The sequence below is a fragment of the Antrihabitans spumae genome (assembly GCF_043944905.1).
Lineage (GTDB): Bacteria > Actinomycetota > Actinomycetes > Mycobacteriales > Mycobacteriaceae > Antrihabitans > Antrihabitans spumae.
On the sequence record NZ_JBIMSN010000079.1, the window covers coordinates 1 to 16,871 of the forward strand.

Consider the following 16,871-nt stretch of genomic DNA (forward strand, 5'->3'; position numbering starts at 1 on the left):
CCTCCACCAGCCTCAACGGTCGCATGGCGATCAAAGGTGACGTCGACGCCGAAACCGCGGAAATGTTGCTCGCTGCCCTCTCCCCATTGGCGGCACCGCACCCGAACAGCGCCACCGGAGACCGCGACGCCCGCAGTGCCGCGCAACGCCGCGCCGACGCGTTCGCCGAAATTCTGCGGCGCTACCTCGACTCCGCCACCGGACCCACCGAAGGTGGAGACCGACCGCACCTGTCGGTGCACATCAACGCCGCCGACCTCATCGATTACCACACCGACATGTGTGACCCGAATGCTGCTGACCAGTCCGACACCGATCAGCCCGACACCGATCAGCCCGACACAGATCGGCTCGACACTGAACAACCGCGACCCGATCGCAACGCCTACCGGCAGTTGTTCGAGAACACCGACACCGGCTGGATGCCGTGGATGGGACCACTGACCGTGCGCTCCACCCGTCGCCTTGCCTGCGACTGTGTGCGCACCACCATCGTGTTGGACGAGGACGGCTGCCCCGTCGACCTGGGTCGCACCACTCGGGTGGTGTCGAAACGGCTCCGCAAAGTCGTCGCTGCCCGCGATCGCGGGTGTGCGTTCCCTGGCTGCGGTCGACCCGAATCCTGGTGCGACGCACATCATGTGCACCATTGGGTCGACGGCGGACCCACCGATCTGGACAACTTGGTGCTGCTGTGCCGGTTTCATCATCGGCTGATGCATCACACCGACTGGGATGTGGTGATGGGCACCGACCGCCATCCCTGGTTCATCCCACCCGCTGGAATGGACCCACGCCGACAACCCATTCCCGCCCACGGCCGAGCCAGTCCCAAGGCTGCCTGACCGCCGACAACCGAACATCGACTCCGCATCGGATCAGCCACCGATGCGGAGTCGACGTGCGCTTAGATCGGATAGTGGGCTTCACCAAAGCTGAACTCGAGGGCTACCGCGACGCGACCGTGCCCGACCTGATCGGGCCTGGGTGCAAGCTGCTGTTCGTCGGTATCAATCCCGGTTTGTGGACCGCCGCAACCGGCGCGCATTTCGCCAGACGTGGCAATCGGTTCTGGCCCGCGTTGTTTCGAGCGGGCATCATCGAACGTCCAATCGATCCGTCCGAGGGAATGTCGGCCGAGGACGCCGAGTACGTCATCCGCCGCGGTGTCGGAATCAGCAACCTCGCACCACGGGCCACGGCGCGGGCAGACGAATTAACGACCGACGAGTTGCGCAGCGGTACAAAAGCTTTGGAGAAGTTGGTGGCCGACAATCAGGTCCAGGTCGTCGCCATCGCAGGCATCACCGCCTACCGCGTCGCATTCGATCGACGCAAAGCGACGGTCGGCCGTCAACCCGAGGACTTGGCAGGCGCGCAACTATGGGTCGTCCCCAATCCGAGCGGTCTCAACGCCCACGACACGGTCGAAACGCTCGCGACGGCATATGGCCGGGTCGGAACAGCCGCAGGAGTTCTCGTGCCCGGTTAGGGTGCATCATGATCGGTCCGCTGAATCTCCGCGCGCCGAAGGCGGTGCGGCACAGGTTGCTATCCGTGGCGACACAGTCCGGCGGCTGGGTCGGACGTGCGAGCTATCTGCAGAAGTGGTTGGTCCTCGGCACCGTGATCGGCGTCGTCGCCGGTTTGGGTGCCGTCGTCTTCTTCGTCGCGCTGACTCAGTCGACCCAGTTCTTTCTCGAGTTCCTCGGCGGGTACACCCCGCCTTCTCCGAGCGGTGAGGGCGGCCACGAGGGGGACAGCGGCTTTTCGCGGCCGTGGGCTATCCCGCTCGTCGTCGGACTCGGTGGATTACTTTCCGGGATAATCGTTTTCACTCTCGCTCCGGAGGCGGAGGGGCACGGAACCGACGCAGCGATCGAAGCGGTCAACAAGAACCCCCGCATGATTCGTATGCGCGCTGTGCTCGTCAAACTCGTCGCGTCCGCCATCACGATCGGGTCGGGCGGCTCGGCAGGCCGCGAAGGACCGACCGCGCAGATCTCGGCGGGTTTCGGGTCGCTGCTTGCACGCACCCTCGACCTGGCGCCGCGCGATGGTCGTATCGCTGTTGCGGTCGGCATCGGATCCGGTATCGGTGCGATCTTCGGCGCCCCACTCGGCGGTGCCTTGCTTTGCGGTGCAATCGTTTACAAGGACGATTTCGAGTTCGAGGCCATCATCCCCGGTCTGTTCACATCGATCGTGAGCTACACGGTCTACGGCGCGATCCTCGGTTTCGAGCCGTTGTTCGGCTTCTCTGGTTCCGACTATCGGTTCGACGAGCCACTGCAATTGGCCTGGTTCGCACTGATCGGAATACTCGCAGGCTTCATCGGCCTGCTGTTCGCGAGGACCTTCTACTTCACGGTCGGCGTCACCCATCGGTTGCCAGGAAGTCCGATCATCAAGCCGGCGATCGGCGGGGTGCTCGTCGGTCTGCTCGCGCTCGGCATCCCCGAAATTCTCGGCAGTGGCTACGGCTGGGTGCAGCAGGGACTCGACCGTTCCCTTCTGCTCGCGATGCCACTTTGGCTGATCCTCGTGCTGCCTATCGCCAAGATCGTCGCGACATCGCTGTCGATCGGGACCGGCGGCTCCGGCGGCATCTTCGGGCCGGGACTGGTCATCGGCGCGTTCACCGGCGCGGCAGTGTGGCGAGTGCTCGAACCTATCGCGCCGGCTGTGCCGGACAGTCCTGCGCCGTTCGTGATAGTCGGGATGATGGCCTGCTTCGGTGCCATTGCTCGCGTCCCGCTTGCGGTGATGCTGATGGTCGCCGAAATGACCGGCGGCATAACGATTTTAGCCCCTGCGATGATCGCGGTTGGCCTCGCCTACCTGATCGTTCGTGCTTCCGGCGACACCATCTACCGCGCGCAGTTGCAGAATCGCGACGAAGCACAGGCCGCGCGGATGCAGCGTGGGATGCCGCTACTCGGTGGCGTCACCGTCGCGTCGGTGCTGACCGAACCTCGTCTCGTCCTCTCTGAATCGACACGCGCCGCAGCAGCGTTCGAGGCCATGTCGGCCGTGTCAGTACCAGGCGCCCCGGTCGTCGACGAACACGGGCGGTTCGTCGGTGCCGTATTCACAGATGTGTTGTCGACGGAACTCCAGACCAGGAAGGGCGACACGTCGCTCGGTAGGTGGCTGGATGCCAGCGCACCGACTGTCGCGGTGGCGGCAACACTCGCCGACGCCGTAGATGCACTTCCCGACGGACATCGATGGCTGACGGTGGTCGACGACCAACGCCTGGTCCGTGGCATCGTCGGCGTCCGCGAAATCGTTCACGGATATCGGACGGCTGTACAGGTCGACGTCGAACGTTTCGGGAAGGTGTCCGCCAACGCCGACTTGATCGATGTACGCGTCGGCGAGACCTCGACTGCGGTCGGTCGAGAGCTCGGCGACAACGCCGTTCCCGATGGTGTGATCGTGGTGTCGATCCTGCGCGGCGACTCTGTGTTGCCCGGAGCGGCAGCGGTGGCTCTGCACGCCGGCGACGTCGTCACCCTGCTTGGACATCAAACGGATCTGGAGCAGGTCAGGGCGCTGCTGACGTGATCAGGCCGCAGCGTGGAAAACCGCTGCCGCTGCCAATGCGGCGACACCGTTGAGCGACCAGTGCAGCGCGATCGGCGCGAGCAGGCTGCCGCTGCGTCGGCGTAGCCAGGTGAAGACGAGGCCCGCTGCTGCGGTCGCAAGCACCGCGCAGGCAATGCCGATGACCTGGCCGGCCACGCCGCCACCGAGTATCGCGCTGAAGCCACGGTTTCCTTCGGTCAGACCGAGCGAGGAGGCGATGTGCCAGAGCCCGAACAGCAACGACCCGGCCATCGCCACACCGCGGAAGCTGTAGACGCGCGAGAGCGTGCCTTGCAGAACACCGCGAAACGCAAGTTCTTCGGGAATGACGGTCTGTAGCGGAATCACGATCATCGACGCGATCAAAGCACCGGAAATCGTGGCGTACCTGTCAGCCATGAACATTGGACGCGTCAGCGGAAGAGCGACACCGATGGCAATAACGGTGACGACCAAACCGACGGCGCCCGCCGCGTACAGCGCCCCGCGTCGCAGGTGCTCGCGCCCGAGGCCGAGTTCCTCCCACCCCAACCCCCGGTGCCTTGTCAGCGCCACCAGGACAAGTGCTGCGACGGGGACGGCCGCAAGGCTGGCCCACACTGTTGTGAAGTGGGCGATGAGATTGGTGCACAACAGGACGAGAACGACCAACCGCGATATCGACGTAGGCCCGGACCCCGTCGAAGGGGGTTCGGAAGTCGGTACGGCCGCCGTCCTGCGGCGGGTACGAGGTCGTCGTAATTGCGCTGGTCAAATACTCTCGGGCTCCTGGCGTTGCAAACTCCGCCCGAGTGTAGAGCGCGACGCCGTCGACGGCCATCGTCACAGCGACCCGACCAGGGGCGGAGTTGCCGCTTCCCTACATCTGCGGTAGGAATTGTCGTATGCACTCGACCCGATTGGTACGACGGACCACCGTCGACCTGTGTCGTTTGTGCGCAAACTCTTGTTGTCGATGATGACTGCCGTCGCTAGCGCGTCGAGATCTCGCACGCCGTAGCCGGCCACCGCCAGCATCCATCTTCGGGTTCACACCCCACGATCCGATCGGACCTGTCGTCCGAGGGGAGCAACAGTGAGCATCGCATTCGAGAACGACGTCGACAGCATTGTCGAGAACAACATCGAGACCACCGAACTGGTTCTGGACCACTACGGACCCAATTTCGGCGCCGAGGTACTCGGCCTCCAGATAGCCGACGCCTCCGATGCCGAGGTGCGGGCGGTTCGCGCGGCGTTGGTAGCGAACAAGGTGCTCGTGCTGCGCAAGCAGTTCATCGACGACGAGCAGCACATCGAATTCGGTCGTCGACTCGGCGACCTCACTGTCGGTCATCCCGTGCACGACAGCGGCGAGGTTGCTCCTGAGGTGTACGCGCTCGACAGCCAGGACAACGGCTTTGCCGACGTCTGGCACACCGACGTGACCTTCATGCCACGCCCACCGCTCGGTTCCATATTGCGACCCGTCGTTCTGCCGCCGAACGGTGGCGACACGAACTGGGCCGACAGTCAGTTGGCGTACGAATCGCTGTCTGCGCCGATTCGAGAACTGATCGACGGCCTGACCGCGATCCACGACGGCAACCGCGAATTCGGCTACTACCTCGCACACAAGAGGGCAGGCAAAGGCAATCTCTGGGAGGGCGAAGAGGTGACGTCGCTGCCGCCGGTCGCCCATCCTGTCGTTCGTGTTCACCCGGAGAGTGGGCGCAAGGGTTTGTTCGTCAATCCGGGTTTCACGTCGCATATCGTCGGGGTTTCGGAGGCGGAGAGCCGCGGCATCCTCGATTTCCTGTACGCGCACCTGACGAAGCCCGAACACATCGTTCGGCACCGTTGGCAGCTCGGTGACCTGGTGTTGTGGGACAACCGCAGCACGATCCACTATGCGAACCGCGACTATGGCACGCAGCGGCGAGTGATGCATCGGATCACTTTGCGAGGCGATACGCCTGTCGGTCCGCGCACCTCGCGGTGACCTGCACTCCTTTCACAGGAAACTCACGATCTGCGCTCAGGCGCGTCCAATATCGGTTCGGCAACATCGAAGTCAATCCGAACCGAAGAGGTGCTCCGAATGCTGATCATGACACTCGCAATGGTCTTCATCTTTGTGATGGCGATTTCCGGAATGGTGGCCGCGCGCGCACCCGAGACCTTGGTCAGTGTGCGGGAGCGTTTCCCGCACTAGTTGCCGCTCCGTACAGTCGGACCACGTGAGCCCGATCGTATTTGTTCTCCTCGTGGTCGCGGGCTTCTTCACAGGTGTGGTCGGATTCGTCACCGGGATGGCGTCTCTCGTTTCGTACCCAGCTTTGTTGGCAGCCGGTTTGCCTCCGGTGACAGCCAACGTCACGAACACGGTCGCGATGGTCGCGGTCGGCGTCGGCTCGACCGCGAATTCAACACAGGAACTCCTCGGTCGCGGCCCGAAACTGGTGTGGTGGGCGGTGGCGTCCGCGCTCGGCGGCCTGACGGGTGCGTGTGTCCTGCTGCTCGCCCCGGAGGGCACGTTCGAGGCAATCGTTCCGTTTCTCGTTGCAACAGCATCTTTGGCGTTGCTTGCGCAACCGGTGATTCGCAAACACGTTGCGGAGCGCGACTTTCCACGACTGGTTCCGATCTCGATCTTTGCAATCGCCATTTACGGCGGGTACTTCGGCGCGGGTGCGGGCGTGATCTTCCTTTCGCTCATCTTGATCTGCACCAAGGAAACCGTCTGGGGCGCAACGATCTTGAAGAGCTTTCTGCTCGGGATCGCCAATCTGGTCGCAGCAGTGGGGTTTGCGGTGTTCGGTCCGGTGCACTGGGTCGCGACGCTGGCGTTGGCGATGGGTGCGCTCGTCGGCGGATGGTTCGGTCCACCGGTCGTGAAACTGATTCCACCCGAGGTACTCCGCATCGGTGTTGCGATACTCGGCCTGGGGCTGGCCGCCTGGTTGCTGCTGGAATGATCTCCTAGACTCGAAAAATGACCGCGGGATGGACGCAGCTGGCGCCGCGCGATGCCCAGATGTACTGGCTCACCGAGCGGATCGGTAACGATCAATACCTGCTGTATTGCTTCGACGGTTCGCACGGCACGCCGGAGTCGTTGCGCCGGTTGGTAGCTCGTCGCAGCGCTCTGATTCCCGATCTTTGTGTGAAGCTGCGCGAGGTACCGCGCAATCTGGACTTTCCCTATTGGGTGCCGCGGCCGTTCGGTCCTGACCAGATAGTCGAACATCAACTTCCAGAATCCGATTGGAGTGGATTCACCGCTGCAATGGGTGAATTGCTCACCGACGAACTCGACGCTCGTTCGACACCGTGGCGGCTGCACATGTTTCGCGACGTCGCAGGTGCACCGTGGTGCGAGTCGGGTGTGGGATCGATTGCAGTACTGCAGATATCCCACGCGTTGGCCGATGGACGCCAGGCCTCGACTATCGCAAGGGCATTGTTCGGTTCGCAGGATCCGCCCGGGCCGACAGTTCGCCGCGCACCGTCTCGACTACCCGACGGAGTCCTCGTGGCCAGGGGGCTTGGGCGATTGCCGCTGCGCGTTGCGATGACATTCGTCCGCGGTGTTCAAGCTTTTCGCGCACAGCGTGAGATCGAGCGGCTGACCTCCGCAGGCGAACTGCCTGCACCCACGGTCGGTCAACAGCTGACGAAGGTGAACAGCCGCCCCGACCCGACGCGGGTGGTGCGCATGATCGTGTTGCCCGCGGCGGAGTTGCGCAGCTCCGAGGTGACCGTCACGATCATGGTGTTGACGGCAATCTCATCGGCGCTTGCGGAGTACCTGACCGGTCACGGCGGTACCGTCGACCGTCTGGGCGCCGAGCTTCCGGTTGCGTCGCATCCAAGAGCGAACGTCAAGAACAACTTTCGTAACGTCGGCGTTGACCTGTTTCCCGACGAGCCGGATGTGGTGACGCGCGCACAGCGGATCGCTGCGGCTCTGGCGGAACGCCGTTCCCGAGCCGACAATCCATTGTTCGCGGCCCAAAGTCGGGTCGGCAGCGTGCTGGCAGCGCCGATGTTGCGGCACGAGGGCGCCAACTATCCGTTCGACGACATTCCGCCGACTGTCAGCGGAAACACAGTCGTCTCCAGTGTGTTTCGCGGTGCCGGCGACCTGGAACTCGACGGCGGGACTGTCAGGTTCACGGCAGGGTTTCCGTCGTTGTCGCCTGTGATGGGCTTGACCCACGGAATTCACGGCATCGGGGACACGGTCACGGTCACCATCACGACCAGTCCCGACGTCATGCCGGATGTCGATGACTACGAAGCGTTGCTGCGTAGGTCGATAGCCGACGTCGTCGGTGTTTTCGATGAGAGGGCGCGGGGTACCCGGCCGTCGACGGAGGGAGTTGCGATGGCCGCGACAGGTGAGGCGGAACTTCAGGAACTCACGGCGAGCAAGGGTCTGGTATTCGCGCAGTCGGGGACTGACGAACAGCCCATCTACCAACTGTGGGAACAGTTTCCGCAGGAGACGGTGCAGGCGGTCGGTAAGGTGATTCTGAGCAACGCGACCTTGTCGGAAGCGATTCGAGTAGCTCGCGACTACACGAAGCCAGCGTCGTAATCGGACTCGACACGAGGTCGGTCTCGTCCGAAAGTAGGGCGCACGTCATCCTAAAGGGGTACAACCCCGACCCGCAATATGGGTACTTGTCCCGATGTGTGGCCGTGAACGAGGCGACAGACTCGATGCATGGACCCGACGACAGCAGAGTGCGACAAGCGTTTCCGCGGATCGCTCGCTGAGTTGACGTCTATTGTGTGGCCCCAGGTGATCAGGTACACCCGTGCCAGAGTCGGTCGACGCTTCCGTTCTCCCAGGTCTTCGAGCGGCTGGGATTTCGCCGATGCAGTCGCGCGAATCGCTCATGCGGCTGCCATCGAGCCGTTCGTCGACACGTACACATACACAGACACCGACACCGCTGCTCGCGTACAGCTGTACTCGGTCATCGTCCGGGTCGTCCGCGCCGAGTTGGCACACGATGCCGGGCAGTCCGACGCGATGTTCGACAACATCGATCCGATCGCCCAGGAGGTCATGATCCTGCGCGTCATCGTAGGATTGACGGTATTTCAGACGGCAACGGTGCTCGAGGTACCTGCAGGTCGGGTGCGTTTGCTGCAGCATCAGGCGATGCGGTCGCTCGAACTTCGGGCTGGGTGAGCCGCATTACTCGTCGGTGCGTCCTCGAAGCAGGACTCTGGCGCAGTGCTCGACCAATTCCTCCCGGGTGACGTCCAGTTTGCCGGAGAACCAGCCGCCGAGGACAGCGCTGAGCGCGCCGACCGCTGTGACCGCCGTCAGGGTTCGTTCCGTTTTCGTCGCGTCTTTCGGCAGGGTGGTGCGGATCATTCGGGTGAACACGGGGACTGTCGCGAGGCCGATACCGCCGAGGATCGGCTCGACCATCGGCTCGACGAGCAAAAGCCGCGCCTTGCGCGGATCGTCGACCATCATGGCGACGAAACGTTCGACGACGGCCCGCGCCCACGCCTGGCGGTCATGCTCGATATCGGTTGTCTCCGTGAGTAACTCGGTTTGTACGGCTTCGGCCGTGCGGCGATAGAGCTGAGCCAGCAGGTCGTCGCGATTGGCGAAGCTCTCGTAGAAGTAGCGGTCGTTGAGGCCGGTCTGCCGACACAGCGACCGCACGGTGACGGCTGCGCTGCCGCTTTCCCCGATCTGGTCGAGGGCGGCGTCGAGCAACGCCGTCGAGCGGAACGTGCGTCGTTCGTCGAGTGTCGTGCCCGCCCACAGTCGGGTCGGGGTCTCCGTTGGTGCTGCTGACGTCGATTCCACCGGCGACTCCTTCCTGGTCGGGCCTGTAGCGCAAGCCCGTTATTCGTACCGCAAATTGACGACGGCTGACGACAACTCTAATGTGAGGACCTACGTCACCAGTTGGTGGCGGGTGTCACCTGTTGACTAGGAGATCTCGATGGCCGCACATCGGTCCGCGTGGATGAACGAGGACTTGGACGCGCTGCGCGACCTCGCACGCTCGTTCGTCGAGAAGGAAATCAAGCCGAACATCGAGAAGTTTCTCGAGGCTCACCAGGTCGATCGCGACCTCTGGAACAAGGCAGGCGAACTGGGCCTGCTCTGCATGTCGATCCCCGAGGAGTACGGCGGCGGTGGCGGAACGTTCGCGCACGAAGCTGTGCTGATGGAGGAGCAGGCGCGGGTCGGCGACTCGTCGTGGGGCGGCAGCCTGCACAACGGCATCGTGGCGCACTACCTGCTGGAGTACGGCACCGAAGAGCAGAAGAAGCTGTGGTTGCCGAAGATGGCAAGCGGCGAGGTCGTCGGCGCGATCGCCATGACCGAACCTGGCACCGGATCCGACCTGCAGGCCGTGAAGACGCGCGCAGTTCGTGACGGCGACGACTACGTCGTCAACGGTTCGAAGACGTTCATCACCAACGGTCAGCAGGCCGACCTCATCATCGTTGTCGTGAAGACCGGAACCGACGAGGGTGCAGCAGGCATCTCGCTGATCCTCGTCGAGGGTGACCGCGAAGGCTTCCGCCGTGGGCGCGCACTGGACAAGCTCGGGCAGCGGGGTCAGGACACGTCCGAACTCTTTTTCGAAGACGTCCGTATTCCGGTCGCGAACCTGCTCGGCACCGCTGAAGGTCAGGGCTTCATTCAGCTGATGCAGCAGCTTCCGCAGGAACGGCTGATCGTTGCCATCGGCGCGGTCGTCGGCATGGAGGCGGCGCTCGAGCAGACACTGCGCTACACGAAGGAGCGGCAGGCGTTCGGGAAGCCGATCTTCAACTTCCAGAACACCAAGTTCAAGCTCGCCGAGGTTGCCACCGAAACTCGGATCGCGCGAGTGTTCCTCGACGACTGCATCGCCAAGCATCTGCAGGGCGAACTCGACATCCCGACCGTCGCGATGGCGAAGTGGTGGACGACCGAGCGTTCGACGGCAGTGCTGGATACCTGCCTGCAGCTGTTCGGTGGCTACGGCTACATGACCGAGTACCCGATCTCGCGGGCCTGGGTCGATTCCCGCGTGCAGCAGATCTATGCAGGTACGACGGAAATCATGAAGGAAATCATCTCCCGTTCGCTGTAAGGCGCTCCGCGCCTCGTGAGTCCTTTCGGAGGGCCCAACCTCCGAAAGGACTCACGAGCAGCTTGCTGCCTACGCGTTTATCGGCTCCTTGCGGGCCGGCTCGCCCGCCTGATCGCTGCCTTCGATGTCGAACTTCGGCAGCACCCGATCGAGCCAGGCCGGGATCCACCAGTTGGCCTTACCTAGGATCGACGTCGTCGCCGGGACGAGCACCATCCTGACGATCGTCACGTCGACGAGGACTGCCGTCGCGAGGCCGACGCCCATCATCTTGACCGTGATGTCGGAATCCATGGCGAACCCTGCGAACACCGCGATCATGATCGCGCCCGCGCTGGTGATGACACGACCTGTCGACGCGAGACCCTTGATCACGCTGGTGTGCGCGTCACCCGTCTTCAGCCACAGCTCCCTGACTCGCGAGAGCAAGAACACCTCGTAGTCCATGGAGAGCCCGAACAGGATCGTGAACATCAGGATCGGGACCCAGCTGGACACGGGCACTTCGTGTGGCAATCCGAGAAGCTCGGCGCCCCAGCCCCACTGGAACACCGCGACCATCACGCCGTAGGCGGCTGCGACCGAAAGCAGGTTCATTGCAGCAGCTTTCAAGGCGACCACCGGCGCGCGGAACACCGCCGTCATCAAGATCACCGCTAGCGCGACGACGACCGCGATCACCAACCACAACCTGTCGGCCAACCGATTCGAGATATCGGAGAAGATCGCCGTCAGTCCTGTCACGTGCGAGGTCTCCGGCAGCGCCGACCGCAACCGGGTCAGCGTCTCTGGTGTTGCGGCATCCTGCGGTCCGGTCTTCGCTTCGACCCGAACGATTGCCGCCGTGCCCGCCGCATTGCGGATCACGGGGGACACCTGCGCGACGCCCGGATCAGCCTTGAACGTTGCGATCAGTGCATTCAGCTCGCTGTCGGAGGTGTGGTCCAGATCGATGGCGACGATGAACGGACCATTGGCGCCCGGACCGAATTCGTCGCTGACGATGTCGTAGGCAAGTCGGGTCGTGTTGGACGTCGGCTGGCTGCCGGAATCCTGTGGCCACGTGCGCATCTGCAGTACGGGCGCTGCCAGCAGTAGCAAAATCAGCAACGCGGCAACTGCAAGCGGCCACGGCTTCTCGCCGACCCTGGTCGCCCAGCGTTCGGTCTTGGATGCCTTGAACGTCGTGGACACCCTGGGTGCGTCCGCGACCACAACCGCGGTCGCGTTACGACTGCGCTTGCTCAACACTCGGTGACCAGCAAGTCCACACAGCGCTGGAACCAAGGTGACCGACGCCAACATGACGGAGGCGACCATCGCGAAGGTCGCGTAGCCGAACGAGGAGTAGACCGGAATGCCTGCGAGTTTCAGACCGAACAGCGAGACGAGGACGGTAGTACCGGCGAAGATCACCGACATGCCTGCCGTTGCATTGGCTCTGGCAGCGGCGTCGACGACGCTCATCCCGCCGCGTAGTCCCTCGGCATACCGCGTGACCAGCAGCAATGCGTAGTCGATGCCGATACCGATGCCGACCATCGTCGCGACCGTCGGCGCAATGTTGCTGATGTCGGTGAAGCCCGCCATGACGGTGATCAGCGCGGACCCGATTCCGACGCCGACGAACGCAACTGCGAGCGGCAATCCGGCGGCGACGATCGAACCGAACGCGAACACCAGGATGATCAGCGCGACAACGATGCCGATCGCTTCAGCCACACCCGAAGGCGCAGAGATGTTTTCGGGGATCTGACCGCCCAGTTCGACCTGGTAGCCGGCATCCTCGGTGGGTTCGGTCGCTGCCCTGAGCGCGTCGATACCTTCGGTGCCGCTGAAGTCGGTGACGGGGACGCTATAGCTGAGGTCGATCAGCGCGGTGTCACCGTCGGCCGAAACCCGTGGGGGAGCGACCGCGCTCACGCCTGCCACCTTCGACAGTCGCTCGCTCAACGTGGTGAGTTCGGTGGCGGGCACCTTGCCCGTGTCGGAGTGCACGACGATGCGAGCGTCGGCCCCCGAGAATTCGACGAACCTTTCGGTGAGGAGATCCGTGCCCGCCTGGGCGTCGACCCCCGGAATGGTGTAGTTGTCCTGTGGGCTACCGCCGACTCCTGCGGCCAATCCGAATGCGATCAGCACCAAGGTCACCCAAACGCCGATCACCCGCCACGGCCGAGTTGCACTCGCCGCACCGACCCTATGAAGAAGGGAACTCATGGTGTCCTCCGAAGACTGTGTAAACGAGAGCCTCGTAATCGAGAATTGTCTTCGTCAGGATGGGCCTGGCCACTAGTAGAACACTTGGAGTCCGTCAGTTACCGAGACGTTCCCGCGCTTCGGCGATCCACTGCGGACAGCCGCAGCGCAATGCCAGCTGTTCGGCGACCTCGTAGTGCGCGGCCGCCACTGCGGTGTCGCCGAGCAACACGGCAAGGTCGCCGAGGATTGTGTCCGTCGGTCCGATGGCGACGGAACCCGTACTCGCACCACCGATTTGACCGGCATATGCCAGCAGCTCGTCGTACACGGTGCGAGCCTCGTCGTGTGCTCCAAGCCCGACGACAGCCAGGCCGCGTACGGCAAGGAACAGTGATCGGAAGAAGTCGATACGAATCGGTCCAAGCTGCTGCCGTGCAGCGCGCGCACCGGCGGTGTCGCCGATAGCCAGCAGTGCAACGGCGAGCGGATCCGCGACGGCGTCGGGCGCGGACGTCGCTACCGCGGTCAGGATCGGCGCGAGCTCGCCGACCCGGCCTTGCCTGAGCCGAACCGAGAAGAGCGCGACGGCGTAGGTGCCCGTTGCATCGGTTGCACCGTGCCGTACGAAAATATCGTTTGTTGTCGTATAACACTTTTCGGCCTCGTCGAGGTCGCCGCGGGCGTGCGCGACGAACCCGCGAGCCGACATGTTGGTGCCTTGCGCCTGGCGCCACTGATAGCGGTCAGCGATGGCCGTTGCGGCATCGAGATGCTCGACAGTGAGCTCGAGTTCACCGAACGCGGCCGCGGCCTGCATCGCGACGTAGTGACCGATCAACGCGATAGCAGGCATGTTGTGCTCGGTGCCGAGCGCGATCATCTCCGTGGCCAAGCTTTCCCGCGTCGATCTCGTCATAGTCGGATCGTGGAGGGACAGGTTGCTGCTCAGTGCTAGACCGAGGACGTGCGGATCGCCGATCTCGCGTGCGAGTCGCTGTGCCTCCGTCGCCGCGGCCCACGCTTTCTCGTACTGTTCGCCGCTGACTTCCTCGACGAGTACGACAAGCAAACGGCAACGCTGCGCTGGGGTCAGGTCATTTGTGCTCAAAGCGATTTCGATCATGCCGACGATTCGGTCGTCGACGGTGCCGTAGATCCTGTTGAGCCACGGCGTCGGCGCGTCCCAGGCTGTGAGGGCCGCGACGATCAAGTCGTCACGGCCTGCGGTGGCCGCTAGCGACGCTGCACGGTCCCTGGCTTCGCGAGCTGGAATGCTTGCGCCGGATGCGAGGTAGGCCTTGCTTGCGCGCGAGATCAGGTCCACTCGCGACGTGACACTCTGCGGTGTCACCGGGCCTGCGCTGTCGAGCACCTCCAGAGCAGCGACCGCTCGCCAATAGAAGGCTGCCGCAAGATCGTGTGCGAACCGCCGTTCGGCCTGCTCGCCCGCGGCGATCGCGTAGTCCGCAGCGCGGCGCGCGGTTGCCAGTCCTAGGCATTCGCCGAAATGGTGCGCCAACGCCGCGACGTCGCCGGGCCGAACAGCCTCCACCGCCTCGGCGACCCTAAGGTGCCACCGCGAGCGTCGGAGCCGAGACAGATCGCCGAACAGGGTGTCGCGAACGAGTGCGTGGGTGAATCGCACGCGGCCTGGCCCCGGTTCGTCGAGCAGGCCGGCAACAACCCCTGCATCCAGTGCGTCGAGGACGGTGTCTTCGTCCACCTCGGCCGCACGCAGCAGCACGTCGACCTCGGCGTTGCGGCCGATGACGGCCATCAGTCGCAGTATCGACACCGCAACCTCGGGCAGCCGCGCGAACCGCCTGCGCAGCACGTCCCTTACCCCTTCCGGCACTTCCGATGTCGCGACCAACTCACCTTCGCTGCCGAGCAGACGCGCGCTTTCTCGCAGGTAGAACGGATTTCCGCCGGTCCGCTCCGTGAGCTTCTCGATCGTGGAACCGTCCGGAAGGACACCGGAGACCGCCCGGACGAGCTGTGCGGCGTCGACAGCATCGAGGCCGGTCAGCCGGATCCGAGCCTGCGTCGAGGTCGCGACGCCCGCCAATGTGTGTTCGAGCTGTGGACCTACTTCGTCGGGTCGGTAGGCAACGACGGTGAACACGGACGACGACTCCGTGACGCTGCTCAGCAGTGCGAGGGTTTCTGCATCACCGCGGTGGAGATCGTCGAGAAAGATCGCGAGTGGGCGATCGCGTGCTGCGGTGTCGAGGTAGGTGGCGACTGCTCGGTGCAAGAGGAAGCGGCCGAACGCGGCGTTGGGGTCGGTGACGCTCCCGCGATGATCGTCGAGCAGGGGTGCGAGGGTGTCGCGATGCTCACCGGGGTCCACGTCGACGGCGAGGGAACGCAGCAATTCCACCCACGGCCAGGCAGGGGGAGCGCCGTCGGTCTCAGGACAGCGGCCGACGACGACGCGCCAGCCGTCGGCTTCCAGTTCGTTCCGAAAACGTTGCAGCAGAGTCGATTTACCGCTACCCGCCTCGCCGGACACAAGAGCGGCCCGCGACCGCCCGCCGTGCGCGGGCGTCGAGGCGACGGCATGCAGAGCTTGCAACTCGGGTTTTCTGCCGACGAAAACGGCGGTGTCCACCGTCTCGTTGCGAGCAACCGTTGCTCGGGCGGGTTCCGGCTGACGAACCGGGATCCGTTGGGCACGCAGATCGGCCTCGAGACGAATCAGCGCGGGCCCCGGATCGATACCGAGTTCCTCGGCAAGAACGTCGCGGGCCTGACGCAGCGCGGACAACGCCTCCGCTTGCCTGCCTGCCGTATAGCGGGCGAGAGCAAGTAGTCGCCAACCCTCTTCACGCAGGGGATATTCGCCGGTGAGCGCCTCGGCGTCCGCAGCGGCGGCGATGGCGTCGCCCGCATCGAGTGCGGCTGCTGCACGCCGTTCACGTGTGGAGAGTCGAAGCTCGTCGAGTCTGTGCGCTTCGGCGGTCGCCCACGGTTCGCCGGTGAACTCCGCAAACGCTGGGCCTCGCCATAAACCGAGAGCCTCGTCCAGCGCTTTGTGGCGGCGAATCGGATCGTCGATCGTCGCGGCCGCGCGGACGTCTGCTTCGAACTGCCAGGCATCCACCGCAGACGTAGCCAGGCGCAGTGCGTAGCCGGGTGCCTGGCTGACCAAGATCTCGGCCGGCGCTCGCGGCGGTCGGTTCGGCTCGAGCACCCTGCGCAGATTGGAAACGTAGGCCTGCAGGGCACCGAGTGCGCGGGGCGGTGGTTCGCCTTTCCACAGATCGTCGACGAGTCGATCCACCGACACGACCTCACCCCGGGCCACAAGAAGTAGCGCGAGGACACCTCGTTGGCGTGGACCGCCTACATCGATGCTCTCGCGCCCGATGGCGGCGTCCAGGGAGCCGAGTACGCGGATCGAAACCATAGCTGGACAAGCGTAATGGCAGCGACGCCGACCGCGTTCCTAGCCGGCTACAAGCCGCTCGCGGCACCCTGGATCCGTGGACCACCGAGCGATTTTGCTACACGACGAGCACTGCACAATGTTCCGCACGCTGCGCCGACTTGTGCACGCTGTTGCCGACGGTGATCGCAGCGGTGCTGCCGAGGTCGCGCGACGACTGGCAGGAGCGGTCGCTGCCCTGCGCCGTCACACCATGTCGCAGGACGAGATCGTATGGCCCGCAGTGCTCGACCGTGCACCCGCAGACTCGGTGCGCGTGCTCTGCGCCGAAGAACAGCACGAACGGATAGACCGACTGCTGACCCGCGCGCAAGCACGTACGGCAGCATTCGTCGGTGCCGCCGCGGCTATCGAACGGGCACGCCTAACCGCTGCGCTCGATGCCCTCTCCGACGAGCTCGAAGAGCATGCAGCGCAAGAGGAATCGCAACTGCTACCCATCGCGGAACGTGCGCTCACAACCGCGGAGTGGTCGACCCTGCGCGCGCGAACCCAGGACAAGTGAACCCTTCGACTCAGCG

At 64.1% G+C, this 16,871-nt stretch carries 12 protein-coding genes and 2 pseudogenes; 10 read left to right on the forward strand and 4 right to left on the reverse strand.

Features of this window, described 5'->3' with window-relative positions; genetic code table 11:
* The 4 genes and pseudogenes from ACHIRB_RS17955 to ACHIRB_RS17970 form a co-directional block, all read left to right on the forward strand.
* Window positions 1–845: HNH endonuclease signature motif containing protein (locus tag ACHIRB_RS17955; protein ID WP_395127738.1), on the forward strand; the 845-nt coding region annotated here is incomplete at its 5' end.
* A gap of 74 nt (window positions 846–919) precedes the next feature.
* Window positions 920–1,492 carry a mismatch-specific DNA-glycosylase gene (locus tag ACHIRB_RS17960; RefSeq protein ID WP_395125142.1) on the forward strand — a complete coding sequence of 191 codons (573 nt, stop codon included), beginning with the start codon at window positions 920–922 and terminating at the stop codon, window positions 1,490–1,492.
* Window positions 1,493–1,500: 8 nt separating this feature from the next.
* Window positions 1,501–2,913 (forward strand): annotated as a pseudogene (locus tag ACHIRB_RS17965) (chloride channel protein); the annotation flags it as partial.
* 15 nt (window positions 2,914–2,928) lie between these two features.
* A complete protein-coding gene (locus tag ACHIRB_RS17970; protein WP_395127741.1) occupies window positions 2,929–3,570 on the forward strand; it encodes a TrkA C-terminal domain-containing protein in 642 nt (213 codons plus the stop codon).
* On the opposite strand, the pseudogene ACHIRB_RS17975 reads toward ACHIRB_RS17970, so the two are convergent.
* Window positions 3,571–4,249 (reverse strand): annotated as a pseudogene (locus tag ACHIRB_RS17975) (lysostaphin resistance A-like protein). It abuts the gene before it with no gap.
* 417 nt (window positions 4,250–4,666) lie between these two features.
* Here ACHIRB_RS17975 and ACHIRB_RS17980 point away from each other — a divergent pair.
* The 4 genes from ACHIRB_RS17980 (at window position 4,667) to ACHIRB_RS17995 (ending at window position 8,776) form a co-directional block, all read left to right on the forward strand.
* A complete protein-coding gene (locus tag ACHIRB_RS17980; RefSeq protein ID WP_395125135.1) occupies window positions 4,667–5,572 on the forward strand; it encodes a TauD/TfdA dioxygenase family protein in 906 nt (301 codons plus the stop codon).
* A 238-nt stretch (window positions 5,573–5,810) separates the two neighbouring features.
* Window positions 5,811–6,548, forward strand: a complete 738-nt coding sequence (locus tag ACHIRB_RS17985; RefSeq protein WP_395125134.1) for a sulfite exporter TauE/SafE family protein — start codon at window positions 5,811–5,813, stop codon at window positions 6,546–6,548.
* A 17-nt stretch (window positions 6,549–6,565) separates the two neighbouring features.
* Window positions 6,566–8,173, forward strand: a complete 1,608-nt coding sequence (locus tag ACHIRB_RS17990) for a wax ester/triacylglycerol synthase domain-containing protein (protein WP_395125133.1) — start codon at window positions 6,566–6,568, stop codon at window positions 8,171–8,173.
* A 129-nt stretch (window positions 8,174–8,302) separates the two neighbouring features.
* Window positions 8,303–8,776: a sigma factor-like helix-turn-helix DNA-binding protein gene (locus ACHIRB_RS17995; RefSeq protein ID WP_395125132.1), complete on the forward strand. Its 474-nt coding sequence runs from the start codon at window positions 8,303–8,305 to the stop codon at window positions 8,774–8,776.
* Between the two features lie 6 nt (window positions 8,777–8,782).
* On the opposite strand, the gene ACHIRB_RS18000 is transcribed toward ACHIRB_RS17995, so the two are convergent.
* Window positions 8,783–9,412: a TetR/AcrR family transcriptional regulator gene (locus ACHIRB_RS18000; protein WP_199708343.1), complete on the reverse strand. Its 630-nt coding sequence runs from the start codon at window positions 9,410–9,412 to the stop codon at window positions 8,783–8,785.
* Between the two features lie 139 nt (window positions 9,413–9,551).
* Between ACHIRB_RS18000 and ACHIRB_RS18005 the strand changes: the two genes are divergently transcribed.
* Window positions 9,552–10,697, forward strand: coding sequence for an acyl-CoA dehydrogenase family protein (locus tag ACHIRB_RS18005; RefSeq protein ID WP_395116523.1), 1,146 nt, complete (start codon window positions 9,552–9,554; stop codon window positions 10,695–10,697).
* Window positions 10,698–10,766: 69 nt separating this feature from the next.
* Here ACHIRB_RS18005 and ACHIRB_RS18010 read toward each other — a convergent pair whose 3' ends face one another.
* Entirely contained in the window at window positions 10,767–12,917 is a 2,151-nt protein-coding gene (locus ACHIRB_RS18010; protein ID WP_395125131.1) for an MMPL family transporter, read from the reverse strand.
* Between the two features lie 94 nt (window positions 12,918–13,011).
* Window positions 13,012–16,311 carry a BTAD domain-containing putative transcriptional regulator gene (locus ACHIRB_RS18015; RefSeq protein ID WP_395125130.1) on the reverse strand — a complete coding sequence of 1,100 codons (3,300 nt, stop codon included), beginning with the start codon at window positions 16,309–16,311 and terminating at the stop codon, window positions 13,012–13,014.
* Window positions 16,312–16,387: 76 nt separating this feature from the next.
* Here ACHIRB_RS18015 and ACHIRB_RS18020 point away from each other — a divergent pair, with 76 nt between their 5' ends.
* Entirely contained in the window at window positions 16,388–16,855 is a 468-nt protein-coding gene (locus tag ACHIRB_RS18020) for a hemerythrin domain-containing protein (protein ID WP_395116529.1), read from the forward strand.
* The last annotated feature ends 16 nt before the right edge of the window (window positions 16,856–16,871 follow it).